Here is a 22,979-nt window from a genome sequence, read left to right as displayed (position 1 = left end):
TGATCTTTTCAAAATCAAGCAAGTGGTCCAGATCCGCAAACGGCACAGCATGCAGCAACGCCTGGGTGTACGGATGGATCGGATTTTTAAACAGCAACTCACGCGGTGCAGACTCAACAATGCGCCCGGCACACATCACTGCAATCCTGTCTGCCACATAATCCACCACCGCCAGATTGTGCGATATGAACAGATACGTCAAATTAAGATCACGCTGCAAATCCCTCAAAAGATTAAGTATTTGCGCCTGAACCGACACATCAAGAGCAGATGTCGGCTCATCAAAAATCAATAAGTCCGGCTTCAGGCCAAGCGCACGCGCGATGCCGATACGCTGCCGCTGCCCGCCCGAGAAACTGTGCGGATAGCGGTTCAGGAAGCGAGGATCAAGCCCGACCAAATCCATCAGTTCCAGCACCATTTTCTGGCGATAGGCACTGTCCCCGACACCGTGAATAAGCATCGGTTCCGTAATGATATCCTGAACCGTCATCCGGGGATTAAGCGACCCGAACGGGTCCTGAAAAACAAATTGTATCCGTTTTCGGTATGGATTTAGCTGATCTTCATCAAGCCCGGTCAATTCTGCCATCTGACCGCTTTCACCGCGGAACATGATGGAACCTTCGTCGGGGTTCATGGCGCGCATGATCAGCTTGGAAAGCGTCGTCTTGCCACAGCCACTCTCGCCCACCAACCCGACGCATTCCCCGCGATTAACCGTCAGCGAAACGTCGGAAACAGCCGGTATCAAACTTTCTTCGGATTTCAGCCAGTTACCCTTGCGCGTGGTGAAGCTTTTGCTGAGATGGCGAACAGCCAGCACCGGTTCGCTCGCCATTGCCGGATGCAGCGCCAAGGACGCCGGGCGTTCAGGCGTTTCGCGTTCTGCCGGCGTATCGCCCACACTGGCAAGCAAACTGCCGGTTTTGGGCTTGATTTCACGCAGCGGACGCAGCCGCTCATCCGGCCCCATATCAAAGTGCGGTACTGCCGCCAGAAGCGAGCGTGTGTAAGCATGGCCAGGATTGATAAAGACATCCTCGGTCTTACCAGATTCAACAACGCGGCCGTCATAAATCACCACCATCCGGTCCGCCATATTGGCAACCACACCAAGGTCATGGGTGATCAACAGAACCGACATTTGCAGTTCCGACTGCACTTCCTTGATTAGACGCAGGATTTGCGCCTGGATCGTGACATCAAGGGCTGTCGTCGGTTCATCGGCAATCAACAGAGCCGGTCGGCAAACCATGGCCATTGCAATCATCGCGCGTTGGCGCAACCCACCGGAAAGTTCGAACGGATAGGTTTTCAGTGATCTTTTGGGCTGCGGGAAGCCAACCAGTGTTAGCATTTCAACGGCAAGCTCACGCGCCTCTGCCGCGCCGACCTTGCGATGAAGCTGCACGGCCTCGCAAATCTGGTCACCGATGGTATGAAGCGGCGACAGGGAACTCATCGGTTCCTGAAAAATCATTGAAATCCGGCCACCGCGGATGGCACGCATATCTGAACCTGATCGATCCAGCATGGCGATATCAACACGTGTACCCGGCTTCTTGGGATCGGCAAAAATGATTGAGCCGTTGGTTACCTGGGCCACCTTGGGCAGAAGCCCCATAATCGCCTGCGAGATCGTGCTTTTGCCCGATCCGGACTCCCCAACCAAGGCGACGGTTTCCTGCGCACCGATGCGAAAGCTTACATTCTCGACTGCCTTGACGCGCATATGCGGCAGCACGAACTCAACCTTCAGATCCTTGATACGCAGAATATCGGTCATCTCTAGCGCGTCCCACCCCCGAGCCGTTCGGATGCTGCAGCCTTGACCAGAGTGTCGGCCTCATCCATCCGCATCAGATTTGTTCTTGTGACATCATCAACCAGCAGCTGGTTATCCTTCGCCCAATCGCGAGAAATTTCAAGGAGATCGTCAAATCCGTCCAGTGTCGATTCTGCGACAATTTTTGCTTCACCTGCCTGCAGGGTCAGTTCGAACCATCCCTTGTTGCCATCACGCTTGGTACTGAAGTAACGCAAACGGAATTTGGAAAGTTCCGGCCAGGCAAAAGCTGTCCCACCGCGCATGCTTGAAAGACGAATACCGTATTCCGAAACATAGATCTTTGATTGGAACCGGATGATCGTGCGCGCGAAATAGAACACGAACAACAATGCCAACCCGGCCGATGTCCACTGGATGATCTCAAGCATCTCGGGGATCAGGGCAATAACGCCACAAATCAGCAACCCGACAATAGACTTCGCCAAATCCGGCGCCATCAGTTTCGACGGGTAACCCATTGTCTGCACCTGGCTGTCGCCAACCCCGGCCGGTTTGACAGGGTCTATGGTGCTCGGCACGCTAGCGACCTGCTCAGGCGCGGCATCCATAGGCGTCACCGGTTCGGGTGCTACCTGCGCCGGCTCACGGCGTCTTCTGCGATTTACTGCCATGGAAATACTCCGGGTATTCTCAACCAGCTCAAAGCTGAATGGTCCATAGAAAACAGGTTATCAAGGAACTTCGTGGTGGCGTCGTCATGGACAAGATGATGGGTCAGAATGCCGGTCGGCTCATCCGCATCAACCTGCCCTGTTCGTCTTGCAGCAAGGTGGGCAATCATTGCGCCAAGGGCTGCGTCTTCGCCAACGAAACCGCGTGTGCCGCGCCAATCGATGACATCGACATGGGTGTTGACTTGCATGACACCCTTATAGGGCTCTGCGGCCTTGCGTGCGTTGAACGTACTGATCCCACAAAAACCAAGCGAATGCAGGGCGGCAACAACATCCTCGGCCACCCTGTTCCATGGCGGCACCAGAACCGGCAGGAAGCGATTGCCAAAGCGCGATTGCAAAACAGAAAACCCGTTGCGCAGATCGGCAACGACATCGCCCAAATCCCGAACGTCATCAAGTTCCTGCTTCTTGCGGCCTTCCGGCATATGGTTCTGATGCGACCAGCCATGTTGAAGCACACGGGTGTCCAATGTCTCGACCAGACGTTCGACAAGATTGTCCTGCAAGGTGGCGGGAATAACAGCAAGTGCGAGCGGCACCTTGTAGTCCTGCTCAAACGCCAAAAGCGTCTCAAGTGCCGGGGTGACAGATACAGCGTCATCATCACGCCACCATGCTGTAGCGGTCCGTCCCTCGGACTGCCACAGATCAAGCTCTGCGCGTAATTGATCCCAGCTGCTCATGAATTCCCTTTGATCTTATCTGCGATGATTGACGCAGTTTTTTCCGCCCCGTCCAGCGCGATTTTAATCCCGCTTGGCTGTCTGGCGTTATCTATTTGTTTTGCTAATGATTGCGCAGACAGGCCATCAAGATCAAGCAGGGAAATAACCCCTTCTTTTGAAAGGACTTCTGCACGTTCAGTTTGCTCACTTTCCCCGCCTTCGGCGAAGGGCACAATGACTGCTGGTGTCCGCGTCGCCAGCACATCCATCAGGGTGTTATATCCAGCCTGTGAAACCGAAACGGCTGCACCGGCCATCCTTTCACGAAAATCAGACAAGAACCGATGCAACACCACGCCATCCGGCAACTGGCTGCGCAGTTCCTCGAACTGATCGGACGGGAAATGCGGCCCGGTGACAATATCCCAAGTCGCATCATTGTATTTTTGCGAGAACGGGCGGGCTGCGATCGCAAGCCTGATAAGCTCTGCCCCGACAGCGCCGCCACCTGCGGACACAAGAACACCATGACGATGCGCATCCCCCCGCACTGCAAGCGCCTCGTCAATCGTCGGCGCTACATAGCCCGTATAGGTGATCAGGTCCGAAATATCGTCGGTGAACTCAAAACTGCGATCAAACCCGAACAACTGCGGGTCGCCATGCACCAGAACCGCATCGAGATATTTACGCGCTGTATCACGCATCCATTCCGTCTTCTTGATGTCCTTTTTACGTACCAAAAGGTCTCTGACAGAACAAATGACGGGGATACCTGCTTCTTTCGCAGCGTTAAAAAGCGGGATCAATTCAAACCGAAATGCCCGGCGTCCAAACGGGAACATTTCAATCAACAGCAATTTTGGTGCGGTTTCCCTGAACGCCTCCAACAGTTGCTTTTTGCGTGCCTGTTTCCAATCATCACCAACGGCATTGCCATCCGGATCAACGAGACCGGAGAAACCGGTATCGGATGTCTTGCACGGGGAAAGCTGAATAACGTTGCTGGCCGCGAAATCAAGGCCGTCATCCGGAACACCACCACTTGCGACCGTGACGCTTATACCCCGGTCACGAAGCGCCTGATTGATCAGCGCCATCCGGCGTACGTGACCAATGCCAAGCAGGTGCTGCACATAGACCATGACGTCGCTCATCCAAAAATCTCCTGCGCGTCAACGAGCGGGACATTCAGGGCCTCAATCGATAACTCTGCATCATCCGACCAGTTAAACACCTGTAGGCAATGCCAATCGAGCTTATCGGGAATTTTTCCCATCATGTCCCATCCACGTGCGGCCGCGTAAACAGCCCGTATCACGCCCTTATGCGTGACAGCACCAAACTGCAGCAGATCACAGCCTTTCAGAAACCCTTCAACGCGTCCTAGAACATCGCGCGGGCTTTCGCCACCTTCCGGGCGGAAATCCCACCCACGGTCTTCGTTTTCCTGAAGTCTGTCACCCAAGCTTGCGCGAAGCTCTGGCAGCTTTGCGCCTTCCCACGCGCCCCAGTCCATCTCGACAAAGGCAGGCTCGGAACCGATGGGTGCAATCCCCAAGGCATCCGCTGTCTCACGCGTGCGCGTCAAGGGTGACACCATCCACGGCACATCACGCCAAGCAGTCGGCAAACGATGCTGACGATACCAGGCCGCCGTTTCCGGGGTTATCGAAATGTCGGTGCGTCCCTGAATACGTTTTTCCGTATTCCACATCGTGACACCGTGGCGCAGCAATGCAAAACGGATCTGTTTCATACCGCCCCCTGCCCGCCGTAAGCATCTACAACTTTATGGATGGTGGCGGATAACAGGCTAGCCGCAGCCTCCACCGTGTGGTGCTGTACGGCTTTTGATGCCCCGGACTGACCAATCCTGCGCAACATCGCGATATCTGCTGCAACACACTCACCCAAGCGGTTGGCGAATGCTCCAACATCACCGACCGGAACCAACCATCCGGTGACGCTTGGTGACACAATGCCCGAAACGCCACCTGTTTCACCGGCCAGAACCGGCAATCCGGCCGATTGCGCTTCAAGCAAAGCCATGCCGAATGCTTCATTGATTGCGGGCCAAACGAACATGTCGGATTTGGCTAGGACATCTCTGGTTTGCTCGGGTGTTTTCAGCCCAACGAGCGAGACCGCGCTTTCGCCAAGTTCCTGTTCATCAAACAGGTCCTCGACCTTTTGGCGCGCGGGGCCATCCCCAATCACGGTCAGGTGCCAGTTATCCACGCCGTCACGCTGTAGCTGCGCAAGTGCCTTTGCCAGAACCTCATAGGATTTAAGCTTGTCGCCATCGCGCATCATCGCGGTTGCTACCAACTGCACGCAGTCGGGGTCAATGTCCGGACGTTGCGCAACGTACCAGTCCGAAACTCGGGTAAAGGGCGGCAAGAAATGCAGACGATCTTGGGGGCAGACGTTAGCCAGGCATTCCATATCAACACGGTTAAGCGAAAAGACGGCATCCGCCTGCTTAAGCGCAGTCTCAACTGCCGCGTGACTTGGGGCCCATGGACCATCAGCACGCTTGGGTGCAAAGGATGCTTCGGCTACGACATAGGGAATACCAAGTGCATCAGCGACAATCGGCCCGATCCAGTCAGGCGCCTTGTAATAGAGATGGTAGGTGAACCAGACATCGGGCTTGGGTCGCCCACCCGACTGATACTGACGAAGCAGCCTTGCCGCCAGTTTTGTACCGAGCTCCGCCAAGCGTGCCTGTTTCAAAATATTGCCCTCGGCATCCCGGCTGCGCAGGCGTGCGGCGATATCGACTTTCATGCCTGCCGTTTGAAGTGCCTCACAAAGCATGCGGGCAATCAATCGATCCCCGGATGGCACGGGATGATCAATCGGCTTTAACGGGGCGTAAAAGGCAACCTGCAAATGTGTGCCTCCTACTCTGCCGCGGGCTGCTTTACGGAGCTGTCCGCATGTTCGTCAGTCAGCTCCATAACACCAAAGCGTTCCGCCAAATCCTTCATCCCGCGATAGAACGAGAAATCACGTCGAACGATTTCATTACCCTTGCGCCCCATGGCGTCACGAAGCTTGGGATCGACCATCATATCGTTCAGTGCGGTTGCAAGCGTATCCGGATCACGTTCTGGAACAAGTTTCCCATTCACCCCATCCTCGATCAGCTCAGGAATGGCGGAAATCGCGGTTGAGACTGCGGCAAGTCCACAAAGCTGTGCTTCCATCAGGACGTTTGGCAGACCATCACGATCACCGTCCTTTTCGATGCGGCTGGCCAGCACGAACAAATCAGACGACTGGCAGGCAGCAATTACTTCCTTCTGATCACGCGGCCCCTGCCAATCACACCGGTCCGAAATGCCCAGTTCGGTCGCAATTTTCTGGTATTTGTCACCGTCACCTCCCCCGATATGGGTGAACCGCCAATGAAGGCCGTCGGGCAATTTCGCCAAGGCGCGCAGAAGATCGTCATAGCCCTTCTTGCCCACCAGACGGCCGACCGACAGGATCTCTACCGGGTTTTCCGGATCGCTGCCGTCCCGAACGGGGCGTTTAGGCAATTCTTCCGGGAAGCGGGAGAAATCAAGACCGTGATAGAGGAGATTAACCTTGGTCGGGTCTTCGGCAAGGTTGCGCAGATAGTCGACATTGGCCTTTGTACAGGTAACCAGCCAGTCCATATCACGCAGCTTCTCGCGCATATCCCAGTCCTGGCTGGTATAGATATCCTTGGCGTGCGCAGAACAGGACCACGGCAAACCACGCATGATCGCGCAATAGCGGGCCACGGATGCCGGGGTATGCAGGAAGTGGGCGTAAATGCGCGTGACATCTTCAGGCAGTTCGGCTGCCATCACCATTGCCTGGGCAAAGCGCCGGGCACGGTTGGCAGTGCGATCGCGGCGATAATCCTGCCACCAGATATTCACCGAACGGCGATATCCCGGCATCTTGCGGGCCTTGAGCCAGCCGCGCAGAACCCGCATCGGTTCCTGATAGGCATATTCTGGTAAATAATCGACCGCACCTGTGATGCGTTCATTGATGGGATGGCGTTTCTTGTCGGTCGGATGACGCAGCGAGACGATCCGATACGGAATACCTGTCTGCTGAATGCCAAGAATTTCCTGCGCTATAAAGGTCTCCGACAATCGCGGATATCCCTTTACCACGATTGCCAGATTATCGCGTGCCATCAACTTTGTTCCCGATGATTTATTCTGCGGCCATTTGCGGCGGAAGCCAGCGGTCCACAAGCTCCCCAACGCGATCAAGCCCGCCCATAAGGTTCGGAACGGTCACATGCGACGGTTTGGGCTGATGGATAAGCCCCCGAAGCGCATCGGCCATTTCGCGCGGATCACGCCCGCCATCCTCGGTCAGCATCTTGATCAGACCAAGCTTCTCAGCAGCCGATGCACGAACATACTGCTCAAGACGCGGCACAGTGCGCGGCACGATGACGGCAGGCTTGTCAAAGGACAGGATTTCACAAAACGTGTTGTAACCGCCCATGCCAATTACGCCCGCTGATTTGTGCATCAGCACCTCGACATTGGCATCAAAGGTGATGACTGAAAGCTTGTCGATCTTTTCCGCACGTTTCATGAATTCGTTTTGCTGGTTCGGGCTCATGAATGGCCCCAACACCACAAGTGACGGCACCGGGATATCCGGATCGGTTTCATAGGCACTGATCACCCAATCGACCAGATTGACCCCGTCACCACCGCCACCGGTCGTCACCAGATAATATGGCTCTTCCAGCCCCAGCGCACCGTGTTCGGGTGCGGGACGGCGCGTCGCGGTGCGTGGCAGATAGCCGGTATAGGACATCTTTTCTTCAACGCCCGGCGGCAAATCAATGCCTTCGAGCGGATTGCAGATGTCCTTCAGACCATAAACCCAGATTTCATCATAAAGCTCAGCCAGTGCCGGAACGCATTGTTTGCGATCCCATTCTTCACGCAGATTGACCGGGTCATCCATCACATCGCGCAAACCCATCACAAGGCGCGTACGGCGATGGCGGAGCATCTGTAACGTGGACTCGACTTCGCCCCGCAAACCAAGCGGTTCCTTATCGACGATAAAGATGTCCGGGTTAAACACATCGGCCGTGTGTTGAATTATGGATTCCCGCATCGCCAGAATCTGGTCGACATCGATATTGAGATTGAGCGAGGTGTATTCACCATTCGACAGCTTGATCACGCCCGGAATGCGGACAAAGTCAACGCGTGAGCGGAACTCGAAACTGCCAATGATCGGCGAGCCGGACAAAATCAGAACAGAAACATCATCACGGCGTGACACCAGCGCATGCGCAATGGTGCGGCAACGGCGCAAATGCCCAAGCCCGAAAGTATCATGGCTATAAATCAGAACCCGATAACCGGAATTCCCTACGATTGACATATACCCGCCCGTCTGCGTAGTGGTCTCACAGGCCTGCACAACCCGTTTTCAGGGTGACAGGTTCTCTCTTCTTGGCAACTGAATCCGTGAATGCGGGTTTTACGCCCTTCTTTCGGCTCCGGGATAATTGCTCTCATACTGACCCGATATCGCGCAAGACTTTTTCGAGCATCTCTTTTCTTTCTTCTGCCGTTTCCAGCGACCGGAGCTTCTCGGAAAGTGCCGTAACCGTCCCGGCATAAAGATTGTGCCAATCATCACGCGAAAGCTCCTCACCCGAAAGACGTGCTTCGGGAATGGACGGCTTGGCTTCACCCTTCTTGAGCGTAACGGTGTCATCAAGCATTGGCATGGAAATCAGCTTTTCGGCAATTCCGTGCGCCATCAGAACTTCGCGGAAAGCCGCACGCGCGCCTTCCTCGCCATGAGTCAGAAAGATCCGGCGCGTGACCGGCAGGCGGTTCTTCGTCCATTGCAACAGCATGTCCTGATCAGCATGACCGGAATAGACATCGAGTGTGCGAATGCGCGCGCGCACTTCGATTTCATCGCCGTGTATCCGAACATGTTTAGCCCCACCCTGCAAAACGCGGCCAAACGAACCGGCAGCCTGGAAACCGACCAGAAGCACAGTGCTATTCGATCGCCACAGATTGTTCTTCAGATGGTAACGAATGCGCCCGGCATCGCACATGCCACTTGCCGAAATAATGATCGCGCCGCTTGTGACCTGTGCGAGCTGTTTACTGGCCTGCACATCGGGCACCATGTGGAATTTCGGGTGCGACAAGGCCTGCGCATCGCCGCGCTTTAGGTGTTTGGCAAAAACATCGGTTGCGCGCTGTGCCAACGGGCTATCGACAAACACGTTTGCCGGGGGCAGCTCACCACGATTGAAAAGATGAGCCAGATCGACAAGCAGCTCCTGTGTTCTGGCAACCGCAAAGCTCGGAATAACCAGATTGCCACCATTGCCAAGCGCTTCACGCACTTCCTCGCGCAGCAACGCACGACGTTCTTCATCCGTGATTACCGGACGCGTGCGATCGCCATAGGTGGTTTCGACAAACAGGTAGTCGATATCCTTTGGCGCTTCGGGGGCTTCGTTAAACACGGCTTCCCCGGTTCCAACGTCGCCAGAAAATAGCAAACGGGTCGGTTTGCCGTCTTCATCACCGTTTTCAATTTCGACCTCGATCGATGCCGATCCCAGAAGATGACCCGCATCCCAGAAACGGGCGCGCACGCCTTCGATCACCGGCAGCCATTCGTGATATTCCACCGTTTTAAGCTGCGAAAGCGTGTTTTCGGCATCTTCACGGGTATAGATCGGGGTTACTTCCGGGCGCCCACGGCGTGCATTACGTCGGTTAAGGCGCTCAACCTCGCTTTCCTGAATGTAACCTGAGTCCGGCAGCATATAGGTCAGTAGATCACAGGTCGGTTCGGTTGCGTAAATCGGTCCGCCGTACCCTGCCTTGACCAGTTTCGGCACAAGGCCGGTATGGTCGATATGCGCGTGTGTGAGCAAAACAGCCGAAATCCGATCCGCTTCAAACGGGAACTTGCCATAGTTCAGTTCCCGAACCGTCTTGCTGCCCTGGAACATGCCGCAATCGACAAGGAAATTGCCGTGATCGGTCTGCAGGAAATAGCAAGACCCCGTCACACCACCAGCAGCACCACAAAACGTTACCGATATCGTCATTCTATTCACTTTCGCGGATTGGAACCGATCCAACAGTCTTGCAATCCTTGATCGACTGCCATGATGTGGATCACATTTCAGATGAATTCACTGCAGGCCCGTTAGCGGCAGATAAAGCACCTGATCGCCCTTGGAGACCTGCCCGCAATCTTCGGGCACTTCAATCAGACCTTCGGCCCAAACCATGGAGGACAACATCCCCGAACTGGTTGAGGCAAAGGCGATTGCTTCGAATTCACCATCATCATTTTGCACCAGCCGTGCGCGCAGCCATTCCCGCCGGCCAGTCATACGTTTAAAATCAAACCCGGACCGAACCGGAATGCGGGTGGGTGCCAATTGGGACCGATCCGCCCCCATGGCATGGCGCAATAAAGGCATCACATACAACAAACCCGAAACCAGCACCGAGACCGGGTTACCCGGCAACCCGACAACCAGACAATCGCCAATCTTGCCCCGCATCAGCGGCTTGCCCGGCTTGATCGCCAGTTTCCAGGCGGTGATTTCACCCAGGCTTTCGACCACCGGCTTTAGAAGATCCGCCTTGCCGACCGAAACCCCGCCAGAGGTCATGATTACATCATGGGACTTTGCGGCATCGGCCAATGCGCCTTGCAGCACATCAAAATCATCAGCCAGCAAGCCAAGGTCGGTAACGTCGCATCCAATGGAGCGCAGCATCCCGATCATGGCAAAGCGGTTGGAATCATAAATACCACCGGGCGGCAAAGGATCACCGGGAATGGCCAGCTCATCACCGGTCGAGAAAACGGCAACCTTCAAGGCCCGGGCAACCGACAAGGTCCCGCAGCCCTGCCCGGCCGCAATCGCAATGTCTTGCGGGCGCAGGATCGCACCAGCAGACAGGACCGTATCACCGGCCTTGATGTCTTCGCCCTGCCAGCGGATATTCTGATGCGAGCTGGTGCGCGCAATCACGTCAGCATCAATTTCGATGACGCTTTCATCTGCGTTGGCAGTGACATTTTCCTGAATGATCACGCAATCGGCCCCATCCGGGATCGCAGCCCCGGTCGCAATACGAATAGCCGCCCCCTTGGGCAATGTCCCGTCATAGGGATGCCCGGCCAGCGAAACGCCCACAACCGAAACCGGCACCTCAATCGCGGCAAGGTCTGCATGACGCAGGGCATAGCCATCCATGGCCGAGTTGTCGACGGAGGGCACAGAAACCTTCGCCACCACATCCTGACGCAAAACCGCACCATAACAATCACTGATCGGGCGGTCTTCGGTCGGCGCCATCACCGGCACCTCGGCAAAGGCGGTATCGAGCGCGTCGGTAAGTGTGGTCAATCCCGGTTTGATACGTTGCATCTGGATGGTTTCCTGCTGGCCTTTGGTCTTGTTTTGGTTTTGAAATCTGCAATCAGGATAACGTGATCGCAGACACGGCGCATCAGGATTGTCCGCTGTGTCCCGGGCGGGATTTCGAAATTGCACGGCTCAGCATGATTACCGGCACGACACCTACCAGCACGATGGTCAGCGCGCCAAGGGCGGCGTGTTCGATCATTTCATCCTTGGCAAACTGATACACATGGGTGGCCAGCGTATCAAAATTGAACGGGCGCAAGATCAGCGTTGCTGGCAATTCCTTCATGCCATCAACAAACACCAGAACCGATGCCGCCAGAATACCGCCACGTACCATCGGGAAGTGAATACGCTTAAGCGTTCCCCAAGGGCTTTCGCCAAGGGTGCGGGCCGCGTCATCCATACTCGGGCGCACCTTGCCAAGGGCCGCTTCGATCGAGCCATAAGACACCGCCATGAAACGCACCGCATAGGCAAAGACCAGTGCAAACACCGTCCCACTCAGAAGCAAGCCGGTCGACACGCCGAAGGTATCGCGCATGACAGCATCGAGCGCATTGTCAAACCGCGCGAACGGGATCAGAACCCCGATGGCAAGCACGGCACCCGGCACGGCATAACCAACCGATGACAATCGGACAAAGAATTTCAAAAGCGGTTGCGGGAACAAGCGCAGCGCATAGGCCATAAAGATCGCACAGCCGACCGCAACCAGTGTTGCAAGGCCGGACACCAGAAGGCTGTTACGGGCAAACTCAAAGAAATCCGCTGTCCAGCTTTGATCGAAATAACCGATGGAATAATAGATCAGCACCAGTGACGGCACGACAAAGCCCAAGACAATCGGCAGGATACAGACAGCCAGCGCCCCGGCCTTGGCAAGCGGGGTCAGTTCATAACCCGGAAGTTCCTGAAAGCGGCTGGTGGTATCATGGAAACGCTGGCGGCGGCGTGAATAGCGTTCGATCACCATCAGCGCGATCACAACGGCCAGCATGGTCAGCGCAATCTGTGCCGCCCCACCGGCATTGCCCATACCAAGCCAGACGTTGAAAATGCCCGCCGTCAGGGTGTGGACAGCAAAGAAATCAATTGTGCCGAAATCATTGAGCGTTTCCATCAACGCAATCACGACACCAACAACGATGGCCGGTCGTGCCAGCGGCAGGGCCACCGTCAAAAATGAACTCCAGGCACTCCGTCCCAAAATGCGGGCGGCTTCAATCGCGCAGATCGACTGCGACAGGAATGCTGCGCGCGCCAGCATGTAAACATAAGGATACAGTGTCAGGCTAAGCACGATGATCGCACCGCCCTTGGTGCGGATATCGGGAAACCAGTAATCTGCCGCCGATTGCCAGCCAAAGAGATCGCGCAGCATCCCCTGCAACGGACCGGCATATTCCAGAAGATCGGTATAGACATAGGCCACGATATAGGCCGGAACCGCCATGGGTAGCAGCATCGCCCATTCAAAGAACCGCTTGCCGGGAAGTCGGCACATGGTGACAACCCATGCCGATGAAACCCCGATCAAGGTCACCCCGATGCCGACACCCAGCATTAGAATGCCAGTGTTCTTGAGGTAGCGTGGCAACATGGTCGATGCCAGATGCGGCCAGATATTCTCAGTCGGGAAAAAGGCAATCCATGCGACCGCAACAATTGGTGCCGCCACCATCGCTGCAACAATAAACGCCCCGATCAACCAGACAGCCGATTGACCACGCGGCAACCAACGCATCGCCGTACGCCCGGACGGGGAACGCATCGGATCAAAGGTCTCGGTCATGGCGCTCGGCCGGATATCCTCTTCCTTTGGCGTCTGGCAAGCGTTGTTCAAGGCTGTTTCCGTTTCCTGCGTCGCGGATCATGCCACCCTGTACGGGTTGGCCGGTCTTGATACCTTGGGATGGGCGTGCGGTCTACTCGTTAAAGCCGACTTCATCAATCAGGCGGATCGCCGCCCCGCGATTGGCCGCAACCGTATTAAGCGGCAAATCATCATGCACAAAGGTGCCCCATGCCCGAACCTGTTCGGACCATGCAACCCCCGGCTTGACCGGATATTCGAAATTGATGTCGGCATACATGTGCTGGGCTTCGGCACTCGAAAGGAATTCCACCAGCTTGATGGCGTTTTCCTTGTTAGGCGCATGCTTCATCAGCGCCACACCGGAAATATTCACATGCGTGCCACGATCACCCTGATTGGGGAAGACGATGCGAACCTGCTTGGCGGCATCTGCCTTGTTCGGATCATCAAGCATCTTGCCGTAGTAATATGAATTGCCGATCGCGACATCACAGACGCCCTGTGCCACAGCTTCGATCTGATCGGTATCGGCCCCTTGCGGTTTGCGCGCCAGATTATCTTTTACTGCGGTCAGCCAGGTTTTGGTTTCTTCTTCCCCATGATGGGCGATCATCGAGGCGATCAGGGCAATGTTATAAACATGCATGGCGGAACGCACACAAATGCGGCCCTTCCATTTCGGATCGGCGAGCTCTTCATAGGTCGTGATGGCATCGGGCTCAACGCGATCAAGCGAGGTATAAAGCACACGTGCACGCGTCGTCATACCGACCCAAAGCCTATCATCATCGCGGAACTGATCGGGGATGTTGGCGTCCAGAACAGCACTTTCGATCGGCTGGGCGATGTCGGCATCAACCGCGTCCTGAATACGCCCGATATCGACGGTCAGAAGCAGATCGGCGGGGGTATTGCGCCCTTCATGCTTGATGCGTTCCACCAGACCACTTTGCGAGAAGAGCGTATTGACGCGAATACCGGTTTCCTCGGTAAAGCGTTTGAACATCGGTTCGATCAAAAACGGCTGCCGGAGAGAGTAGACATTAACTTCCTCTGCTGCATGGGCGGCGGATAGCGTCGAAAACCCCATCGCGGAAACAACAAGACCAAAAACGGTTTTGCGCAGAGAAATCATAAAAGCCTCATCTGGATCAGCTGCGGGTGGCACAGCAATTAGGAATGATTTGTATTTGCTGGTGGCGAAATTAAAGGGCCAGCATGCTTTTTTGCAAGCACGAAAACCACATAAGAGCCATACCGCAGGTCACAAAACCGCGACGGTGATGCATTTGCAGCCCACCCTTGGAAACAGAAAAAGGGGTGGCATTGCACCACCCCTTTCAAAAAGCCATTCAAGCTCAGTCAGTTTGACTATTCGTTATAACCGATCTCATCGACCATCTTGATCGCATCCGGGCTTAGGCGTGCGATTTCAGCCAGTGACAATTCATCTGCCTTGAACGTGCCCCACGACTTGACGTTATCGGCCCATTCGACGCCCGGCTTGACTGGGTATTCGTAGTTCACTTCAGCATAGATCTGCTGGGCAACGTCACCCGCCAGGAATTCCATCAGTTTGACGGCGTTGTCCTTGTTCGGCGCGCTCTTGATCAGGCTCATGCCCGAAATGTTCATCGACATACCGCGACCATCCTGGTTCGGGAAGACGATATTGACCGACTCTGCCCAAGGACGCTGCTCTTCATTGTCCATCATCTTGCCGAAGTAATAGGTGTTGCCGATTGCGATATCGCACTCACCTTCCTTGATCGCCTTGACCTGACCACGGTCATTGCCCTGCGGCTTGCGTGCCAGATTGTTCTTCAAACCTTCAAGCCACTCTTTGGCTTTTTCTTCGCCGTGAACCGCAATCATCGATGCGAACAGTGCGACGTTATAAACGTGCGTGCCGGAACGGGTGCAAACCTTGCCTTCCCATTTCGGATCGGCCAGATCTTCGTAGGAGGTGATTTCACCTTCTGCCACGCGCTCCTTGGAAGCATAAATCGCACGACCACGCTGGGTCAGTGCAAACCAGTGGCCTTCCGGATCGCGCAAATGCGCCGGGATGTTGGCAGCCAGGGTATCGTTGGAAACGGCTTCGGTCACACCGGCATCAACCGCCTGCTGAATGCGGCTGATATCCACGGTCATCAGGATATCGGCCGGGCTGTTTGCGCCTTCCTGCTTGATGCGTTCAACCAGACCTTTTTCAGCAAAGATCACATTAACGTCGATGCCGGTTTCAGCAGTGAATTTCTCAAACAGCGGTTCGACCAGAAACGCCTGACGCAGGGAATAAACATTAACTTCCTGTGCCGTTGCGGTTGTCGCTGCGATTGCGGTCGCGCCAAACACGGCCCCGCCGATGAGCTTTTTGATATCCATGTGAACGATCCCCGTTGAATTTGCTTTGGGCGTCAGATGCTCTGACGTTGCAACTTACTTGCATCTGCAATGCAATTAAGATCAACTCGCATTTAATTCAACAATGTTTCGCCCTTTTCAACCGGGCAGTGTGACGCACTTCACTTATGCCAATGTGCGCATAAAACGGAATGATGTCGTGCTCACAGCACGTTAAACGACCCGCCACTCGATTGCTTCCAGGCATCAAGAAATTCCTGATAGGCGGGAATGTCCCCTGCCCGTTCTTCGAGCCACCCCACGGTCAGATTGATCGCATGGTTATAGCCATCATGATCGGTCATCCCGGTATGAAGTGCATGCCGGAGATACAACAGATAGGTATTTAAAACATCCGTCTCGCAATAGCGGCGAATGCCATCAATCTCGCCATTGTCAAACATGTCGGACACCTTGCTGCCATCAACCCCGGTCTTGCCGGGCAGATCAAGGGCGGCACAAACCTCGTTCATTTTGGTGCGTGCCGATGCGCCGTAATCCGAAAGAACCTCGGCCAGATCGCAATGCCAGTGTGGGGCGTAGCGTGCCGTATAGTTTTCCCACTTATTCGATGCCTGATGCAACCAGCGCGCCGTTACTCCATGCTTCATCGCACGGTATTTCAAAACCGGCAGATCAAACCCGCGACCATTGAAGCTGACCAAGCGTGGATAGAGCTTACCGCAATAGGCAAAGAAGCCATTCACCAGATCCTTTTCCTCGGACGCCAACTCCCCACCCGATCGCAACTCTTCGATCTCATACATTTCAAGATCGCCGTCGCGCTGAATGGTTGCGCGCAGGAAACTGATCGCCACCACCTTGTGAAACGGCTGACGCGGGAAGCCATTACGGCCATTGGTGATTTCAAGATGATAGTCTTCAAGCATCTTGCGCCCGGTTTCCGGATCGGGTGCAGTTTCACCGGTCAATTGCGGCAAGACATCAATATCGGGCACGGTTTCGATATCAAAGACGAACAGGCTGGAATGCATCATGGCGGCCCTCAATTCAAAATGCCCAGTAATGTGTTTTGCTCAACATAACGACAAAGCCAGACAAATTCACGGGCGGAATTAAACCAATCCCCGCGACAACCGTAAATCACACTACCTGACATCTCCTGCCATCCCTGTCAGGAGCATTGTGCAATGATTTCAACATCACGTCACCGTTACATTTCATACCGGGGGTTGCGCGCATTTGACAGCCAAGTCTAGAATTGCCGCACCTGTATCAGGGGCAGGGTCATATTCAAGTCGGGACCAGAGGGACTCCTGACGATTGCGGACATCCCGCACCGACCATGCATTTGATGCGATTCCGGACCGCAACAACGAAGGGACAGAAGGATGAAAACCCTGCCTACCGGAGCCGCAATGCTTTTGGCCGCTGGCCTTGCATTTATTTCCCATTCAAGCGCAAACGCGCAAAACGCGACCTGCGAGATTGATCGCCCGGTGATGTTTGCCGGACTCAATTACGACAGCGCGCTTTTCCATAACGCCGTCGCCCGCTTCATCATTGAAAAGGGCTATGGCTGTCAGACCGATGCCCTGCCCGGCGATGTCATTCCGCTTCTGACCGGCGCTGGCAAGGGGGACGTGGACGTCGTCATGGAAATCTGGCGCGACAACGTTGCCGAAGCCTGGACCAAGGCCGAGGACGCCGGCAATGTCAGCCAGATTGGGGTGAATTTCGATGACGCCGTCGAAGGCTGGTTCGTGCCAAGCTATGTGATCGAAGGCGATGCAGATCGCGGGATTGAACCGATGGCCCCTGACCTGAAATCGGTCGATGATCTGGCGAAATATACCGAGCTGTTCGAGGACCCCGAAGAACCCGGCAAGGGCCGCTTCTATAACTGCCCGTCGGGCTGGGTGTGCGAAAAGGTCAATTCCGCCAAACTTGGCGCCTATGGCCTTGATGACGATTTCACCAACTTCCGCCCGGGCACCGGTGCCGCCCTTTCGGCGGCCATCGCATCGGCCCATAAACGCGGCAAACCGGCCCTTTATTACTATTGGGGGCCGACCTGGGTCATGGGTCTTTATGACAGCACGCGTCTTGAAGAACCCGCCTATGACAAGGCGATCTTTGATGCGTTGAAAACGGATGAAAACCCGACCAAGGCAACTGCCTACCCGCAAAGCACGATCACGATTGGTGTCAATAACGACTTCAAAGCCGCTGCACCAACCCTGATCAATTTCCTGACCAATTACGAAACCAGCAACGCGCTGGTCTCGGAAATGCTGGCCTATATGCAGGAAAACAACGAAAAGCCAGACGGTGCTGCAATGCATTTCCTGAAATCCAAGCCAGATGTCTGGAAAGACTGGGTGCCGGAGGATGTTGCCGCACGTGTTGAAAGTGCGATGTAAACAACCTCGACCGGAAAACGATCAAACACCCCGCAGGAGAAATCTTGCGGGGTGTTTTTCTATATGGCTTCGAAAATAGTCAGTTGCCCTGCTCCGCAGCAATCTGGCAGTGCTCAAGGCGCTTGAAGCGCCATGCGGCCCATAGCCGATACACAAGGTTTGCAATCTGACGAATGATTGGAAGCGCGACGACCACAGCCAAAACACGCCATCTGTCGAGCTGGCGCCAGATCAAAATGAACGCATCTGCCCCTGCATGCCATTGCCCATCAGAATCCAAGGCGCGCATTTGCTTTAAACCTTGGACAAGCGAGATGCCGTGCGTTTCAAGAACACCGGCATGTTCCGTGACGTCCCGCCATTCGAAAACGCCGCTGGGTGCGATCTTGCGGTAGTAATTGATTTCGCGCGAACACAGACCGCATTTTCCGTCATAGAACACAGTGATCATCGCAACCCCTCAGGAAAACAATGTTGTCTATGATTTACGGCGATGCCTGGCCGCTGGATTATCTATCACTGGAATACACTTCCAAAAGACGTCAGGAGATGTCAGTCAGGGTTCGATTAACGGTCGCGCGCATCAGATGATCTTGTTAGGCTCCTACGCTCATTGATTTTTTGAGCAGATCGGGCCGGTTGCGCCATGTTTCCAGAACAGTTGAATGTGCCGTTGGGCAAGTGGGTCAATCAGTTTGTTGATTGGCTGGTGGTCAATTATGGCGCAGCGTTTGAGGCCTTTGCCGACAGTTTGCTGACCGTTCTGGTCGCGTTGGAGCAAGTCTTGCGCGGTGCCCCCTGGTGGGTGGTTTTGATCGCGATTGCTGCCATCACCTGGCATGCCAGCAAGAACTGGAAGCTTGTTGTCGGGCTTGTGGTGGCGATGTTTGCCATTGGCATGCTGGGTCTTTGGGACAAGGCGATGCAGACGCTGGCGCTGATGATTGTCGCAACATCGCTTTCGGTTCTAATCGGCATTCCGGTCGGGATTGCCATGGCGATGTCCAACCGGCTGCGGGCGGTCATGTTGCCGATCCTTGATACCATGCAGACGATGCCGAGCTTTGTGTATCTGATTCCGGCCCTGATGCTGTTTGGGTTGGGCAAGGTTCCAGCGATCCTCGCCACTGTGATTTATGCCGCCCCGCCTGTCATGCGACTGACCGATCTTGGTATTCGCCTGGTTGACCCGGAAGTTCTTGAGGCATCCCGATCATTCGGGGCCAGCCGCAAGCAGATCCTGTTTGGTGTGCAGCTGCCGCTTGCCCTTCCCAACATCATGGCCGGGATCAATCAGACGACGATGATGTCGATTTCAATGGTGGTGATTGCATCGATGATTGGCGCGCGCGGATTGGGCGAACAGGTCCTGATGGGCATTCAGCGTCTGGACGTAGGTGCTGGTATGGAGGCCGGTATTGCGATTGTGCTTCTGGCCGTGGTGTTTGACCGGATCGGTCAGGCCTATGGCAAGCGATCGCAGCGCAGCCCGAATGCGGAGGACGCGTGATGAGCTATATCGAAATCCGCAATATTTTCAAAATCTTCGGGCCTGATCCAAAGTCTGCACTTGAACTGGCAAAGGGCGGTGCGGACAAGGATGAGATCCTTGCCAAAACCGGCCATACGGTGGGATTGCATGACGTTTCGCTGACGATTGAACAGGGTGAAACCTTTGTCGTCATGGGCCTGTCGGGTTCGGGGAAATCGACGCTTATTCGCCATCTCAATCGCCTGATTGATCCGACGGCGGGCAGCATTTCCTTTGGTGGGGAAGACATCCTTGCCATGGATATTCCGGCACTGAATGCGTTTCGTCGCAAGCGGCTTGGCATGGTGTTTCAACGCTTTGGCCTGCTGCCTCATCGCAACGTGATGGATAACGTCGCCTATGGGCTGGAAATCCAGGGCACCGCGCGCAAGAAACGTGAAGTTGCGGCATCGAAATGGATCGCGCGGGTTGGTCTGGCAGGCTATGAGACCAAGTTCCCAGATCAGCTTTCAGGTGGGATGCAGCAGCGTGTCGGCCTTACCCGGGCGCTTGCGACCGATCCGGAAGTTCTGTTGATGGATGAGGCGTTCTCGGCCCTTGATCCGCTGATCCGATCCGACATGCAGGATGAGTTGATGAAGCTTCAGGCGGAGCTTCACAAGACCATCGTCTTTATCACCCATGACCTCGACGAGGCGCTCAAGATCGGGGACCGGATTGCGATCCTGAAAGACGGCAAGTTGGTGCAGGTCGGTCGACCAGAGGAGATCGTGCTGAAGCCTGCCGATGACTATGTCCAGGCCTTTACCCGCGATGTGAACCGGTCAAAAGTCTTGCGCGCCAAATCGATCATGGCACCGATCAGCGAAACCGAGGATGAGGCAACAACCGACCTGCCCGCCGTTTCGGCCAATGCGCGGCTTGCCGACATCCTGCCCATCGCACTGGCCAATGGCACGGCAATGACGGTATTGGACAGCAAGGATACGCCGATTGGCACCCTGTCACCGCAGCAGATTGTCGAAGCACTGGATGGCTAAGACCGGCGTATTGGTCCGTTAGCCGTCAAGAATCTGGCAACGCCGGAAATAGCGCAGTTCGGGATGATCTGTATTGTCGCCTGCATCCGGATGAATGATGCGATACATGCCGCTTTCGGCCGCGCGGTTATGCTCTGTCGCGATCACCAGCCACAGAAACCCGTTTTCATCGGCTCGCGCCCGGTCCGTTGGCGATGGCAGCGCCTTGCCATTCGGGTGGGAATGGAAACATCCCACAACCCGCTCCCCCTTTTGGCGCGCATTGCGATGGCAATCAATCAGGGTTTGCGGATCAATCTCGAAACTGACAAGCGGGTCTTTGGCGACGTTTTTGGCAAAGACCACGCGTTCTATCCGGTTTGGGCTATCGATCGACGCTATCAGAAGACCGCAAGCTTCCTGGGGCCAATGTAGCGCACAGAAGTCACGGATTTCTTCATGCAGGGCATTGGCTAGCGCGATGTGGGTTTCGTCTTCCGCACCTAATGCTTTGTCGCTTGTCATGCCCTGCCCGTCCCCATCACCGCCACAGACTTTTTGTAATCAGATTACTGCGCATCCTGATCAAGGATGATGCGGCCAAGCACCTTTTTTTCGGTGAGCGAGACGATCACAAGACGCGTACCCTCGCCATGGCGGCCTTCGATATGCAGGGTGGCCTGTGTGCCATAAATGGAATAGCCGACAAGGCGCTCATCATCACCAACGTCGATGGTGATGTCACCAAATGCACCGAGAGCTGCTTGCGAAGTCGTACGTGATGTACCAGCAACCGGAACAGATGGCGTAACAGTTGGTTCGGATGTTTCGGTGACGGCGTCAGGATTGTTCTTATCAAGTGAAAGGCCATAGACGACAAGTCCGATGCCTACCACGATCAGAATGCCCATGAACGCAACCAAAGCCTTAACTACACGCATCGTATTTCCAACTGACAAAGCTTGATGAAACCTGCATGCTCGCCAAAAGCGCGATCATACCAACCCTTATTCAAGGCCATAGCGACAAGCAGGCCCAATTGCAAGGCAACAAACACCGCGCAATGTCGCAATTCGTTGCAATCGCCGGACAAAACGCTACAAGCTGCCAGCACAGGCGCACGACCGCCCCCATGATCAATATAGCCCGATAGCAAGCGATGTCTGAAAACCTGACCTATAAAGCGACCGACGAGGATGAGGGTGCGCGCCTTGATAAGGTGCTGGCAACCGCATGGCCCGATCAGTCGCGTTCGCGCATCAAGGCATTGATCGAGGATGGTCAGCTTAGCGTCAATGGCGCGCCTGCGACCAAGATGTCCGCCAAGGTCAAGACAGGCGATGTCTTTGATTTGATCGTGCCCGAACCGGAAATGGCCGAACCGGTGCCGGAAGACATCAAGCTTGATGTGCTTTATGAGGATGATGACCTTCTGGTGATCAACAAGCCGGCGGGTATGGTGGTCCATCCCGCGGCGGGCAATGAAAGCGGCACGCTTGTGAACGCACTTCTGGCCCATTGTGGCGATAGCCTGTCGGGGATCGGCGGCGTCAAGCGCCCGGGGATCGTGCATCGCCTGGACAAGGATACCAGCGGGGCAATGGTGGTTGCCAAGAACGACACCGCCCATCGCGCGCTGTCAAATCTGTTTGCCGAAGACAAGGACAATATAGATCGCGCCTACATTGCAGTTGTCTGGGGCGTGCCCAAGCCGCTCAATGGCGATATCGAGGGAAATATTGGCCGCAGCCCGCGCAATCGCAAAAAGATGGCGGTGGTCAAAAATGCGGGAAAACACGCACTCACCCACTACAAAACTCTACAATACCGTAACGACTCGTTGGCATCGCTTGTTGAGTGCCGTCTTGCGACCGGCCGCACGCATCAAATCCGCGTTCATATGAACCATATTGGACATTCACTTGTGTGTGATCCAGTTTACGGTCGGAATAGAACCCTTCAAAAGTTCAACCTAGAGACGCAAGAGATTTTGAACGCATTCAACAAACAGGCGCTGCATGCCCGAACTCTAGGCTTTCTGCACCCTCGCACCGGAAAGTACATCTCGACAGAGGCCCCCATTCCGGAAGACCTGTTGGCCCTGATGGAAGCACTAGAACTATACCTTTGAATAGCTAACACTAGCCTTACCGCCTAAATTTCTATTGACGGTATATAATACTCACGTATACCTTTTTAAAAAGTGCAAG

General features: G+C 55.0%; 21 protein-coding genes. 4 read left to right on the top strand and 17 right to left on the bottom strand.

The features are described from left to right. From CMO10_RS11680 to CMO10_RS11615, 14 genes are all read right to left on the bottom strand, one after another. The coding region (locus tag CMO10_RS11680) for an ABC transporter ATP-binding protein (protein WP_297022211.1) at nt 1–1,789 on the bottom strand (1,789 nt) is incomplete at its 3' end. A 2-nt stretch (nt 1,790–1,791) separates the two neighbouring features. Then, nucleotides 1,792–2,463, bottom strand: a complete 672-nt coding sequence (locus tag CMO10_RS11675; RefSeq protein ID WP_297022209.1) for a hypothetical protein — start codon at nt 2,461–2,463, stop codon at nt 1,792–1,794. Beyond that, entirely contained in the window at nt 2,454–3,212 is a 759-nt protein-coding gene (locus CMO10_RS11670) for a polysaccharide deacetylase family protein (RefSeq protein ID WP_297022208.1), read from the bottom strand. Before CMO10_RS11670 ends, CMO10_RS11675 begins: the two co-directional genes overlap by 10 nt. Beyond that, nucleotides 3,209–4,351 (bottom strand): glycosyltransferase family protein, encoded by a 1,143-nt coding sequence (locus tag CMO10_RS11665; RefSeq protein ID WP_297022206.1) that lies wholly within the window; start codon nt 4,349–4,351, stop codon nt 3,209–3,211. The genes CMO10_RS11670 and CMO10_RS11665 overlap by 4 nt, the downstream gene beginning before the upstream one ends. Beyond that, nucleotides 4,348–4,953: a histidine phosphatase family protein gene (locus CMO10_RS11660; protein WP_297022204.1), complete on the bottom strand. Its 606-nt coding sequence runs from the start codon at nt 4,951–4,953 to the stop codon at nt 4,348–4,350. The genes CMO10_RS11665 and CMO10_RS11660 overlap by 4 nt, the downstream gene beginning before the upstream one ends. After that, nucleotides 4,950–6,092: a glycosyltransferase family 4 protein gene (locus CMO10_RS11655; protein WP_297022203.1), complete on the bottom strand. Its 1,143-nt coding sequence runs from the start codon at nt 6,090–6,092 to the stop codon at nt 4,950–4,952. The genes CMO10_RS11660 and CMO10_RS11655 overlap by 4 nt, the downstream gene beginning before the upstream one ends. 11 nt (nt 6,093–6,103) lie before the next feature. Continuing rightward, complete coding sequence (locus CMO10_RS11650) at nt 6,104–7,381, bottom strand: glycosyltransferase family 4 protein (RefSeq protein ID WP_297022201.1); 1,278 nt, start codon at nt 7,379–7,381, stop codon at nt 6,104–6,106. A gap of 19 nt (nt 7,382–7,400) precedes the next feature. After that, on the bottom strand, nt 7,401–8,603 hold the full coding sequence (locus CMO10_RS11645; protein WP_044828796.1) for a glycosyltransferase family protein: 1,203 nt from the start codon (nt 8,601–8,603) through the stop codon (nt 7,401–7,403). Between the two features lie 133 nt (nt 8,604–8,736). Then, nucleotides 8,737–10,311: an MBL fold metallo-hydrolase gene (locus CMO10_RS11640; RefSeq protein ID WP_297022197.1), complete on the bottom strand. Its 1,575-nt coding sequence runs from the start codon at nt 10,309–10,311 to the stop codon at nt 8,737–8,739. Nucleotides 10,312–10,398: 87 nt separating this feature from the next. Beyond that, nucleotides 10,399–11,652, bottom strand: coding sequence for a molybdopterin molybdotransferase MoeA (locus CMO10_RS11635; protein ID WP_297022194.1), 1,254 nt, complete (start codon nt 11,650–11,652; stop codon nt 10,399–10,401). 82 nt (nt 11,653–11,734) lie between these two features. Then, a complete protein-coding gene (locus tag CMO10_RS11630) occupies nt 11,735–13,444 on the bottom strand; it encodes an ABC transporter permease (protein WP_472910360.1) in 1,710 nt (569 codons plus the stop codon). A 133-nt stretch (nt 13,445–13,577) separates the two neighbouring features. Then, nucleotides 13,578–14,603 (bottom strand): Fe(3+) ABC transporter substrate-binding protein, encoded by a 1,026-nt coding sequence (locus tag CMO10_RS11625; protein WP_297022188.1) that lies wholly within the window; start codon nt 14,601–14,603, stop codon nt 13,578–13,580. Nucleotides 14,604–14,839: 236 nt separating this feature from the next. After that, nucleotides 14,840–15,856, bottom strand: a complete 1,017-nt coding sequence (locus tag CMO10_RS11620) for a Fe(3+) ABC transporter substrate-binding protein (protein ID WP_297022185.1) — start codon at nt 15,854–15,856, stop codon at nt 14,840–14,842. 182 nt (nt 15,857–16,038) lie between these two features. Continuing rightward, nucleotides 16,039–16,872 (bottom strand): 3'-5' exonuclease, encoded by an 834-nt coding sequence (locus tag CMO10_RS11615; protein WP_297022183.1) that lies wholly within the window; start codon nt 16,870–16,872, stop codon nt 16,039–16,041. Nucleotides 16,873–17,226: 354 nt separating this feature from the next. On the opposite strand from CMO10_RS11615, the gene CMO10_RS11610 reads away from it, so the two are divergent. Continuing rightward, the gene (locus CMO10_RS11610) at nt 17,227–18,258 is read left to right on the top strand and encodes an ABC transporter substrate-binding protein (protein ID WP_297022180.1); all 1,032 of its coding nucleotides are present in this window, start codon (nt 17,227–17,229) and stop codon (nt 18,256–18,258) included. Between the two features lie 79 nt (nt 18,259–18,337). On the opposite strand, the gene CMO10_RS11605 is transcribed toward CMO10_RS11610, so the two are convergent. Beyond that, on the bottom strand, nt 18,338–18,709 hold the full coding sequence (locus CMO10_RS11605) for a thiol-disulfide oxidoreductase DCC family protein (protein WP_297022176.1): 372 nt from the start codon (nt 18,707–18,709) through the stop codon (nt 18,338–18,340). Nucleotides 18,710–18,904: 195 nt separating this feature from the next. Here CMO10_RS11605 and CMO10_RS11600 point away from each other — a divergent pair, with 195 nt between their 5' ends. Together CMO10_RS11600 and CMO10_RS11595 are read left to right on the top strand one after the other, a co-directional pair. After that, complete coding sequence (locus CMO10_RS11600) at nt 18,905–19,768, top strand: ABC transporter permease (RefSeq protein WP_297022172.1); 864 nt, start codon at nt 18,905–18,907, stop codon at nt 19,766–19,768. Then, a complete protein-coding gene (locus CMO10_RS11595; protein WP_297022170.1) occupies nt 19,768–20,790 on the top strand; it encodes a quaternary amine ABC transporter ATP-binding protein in 1,023 nt (340 codons plus the stop codon). The genes CMO10_RS11600 and CMO10_RS11595 overlap by 1 nt, the downstream gene beginning before the upstream one ends. Nucleotides 20,791–20,808: 18 nt before the next feature. On the opposite strand, the gene CMO10_RS11590 is transcribed toward CMO10_RS11595, so the two are convergent. Both CMO10_RS11590 and CMO10_RS11585 read right to left on the bottom strand, forming a co-directional pair. After that, on the bottom strand, nt 20,809–21,294 hold the full coding sequence (locus tag CMO10_RS11590) for a M67 family metallopeptidase (RefSeq protein ID WP_297022167.1): 486 nt from the start codon (nt 21,292–21,294) through the stop codon (nt 20,809–20,811). Between the two features lie 44 nt (nt 21,295–21,338). After that, nucleotides 21,339–21,710 carry a hypothetical protein gene (locus tag CMO10_RS11585; protein ID WP_297022165.1) on the bottom strand — a complete coding sequence of 124 codons (372 nt, stop codon included), beginning with the start codon at nt 21,708–21,710 and terminating at the stop codon, nt 21,339–21,341. A 218-nt stretch (nt 21,711–21,928) separates the two neighbouring features. Between CMO10_RS11585 and CMO10_RS11580 the strand changes: the two genes are divergently transcribed. Beyond that, nucleotides 21,929–22,900: an RluA family pseudouridine synthase gene (locus CMO10_RS11580; protein ID WP_297022164.1), complete on the top strand. Its 972-nt coding sequence runs from the start codon at nt 21,929–21,931 to the stop codon at nt 22,898–22,900. Nucleotides 22,901–22,979 lie beyond the last annotated feature (79 nt).

It is taken from the genome of Thalassospira sp., from assembly GCF_002709775.1.
Classification (GTDB): Bacteria; Pseudomonadota; Alphaproteobacteria; order Rhodospirillales; family Thalassospiraceae; genus Thalassospira.
Note: the sequence above shows the minus strand (reverse complement) of the source record. Positions and strands in the feature narration are given on the sequence as shown.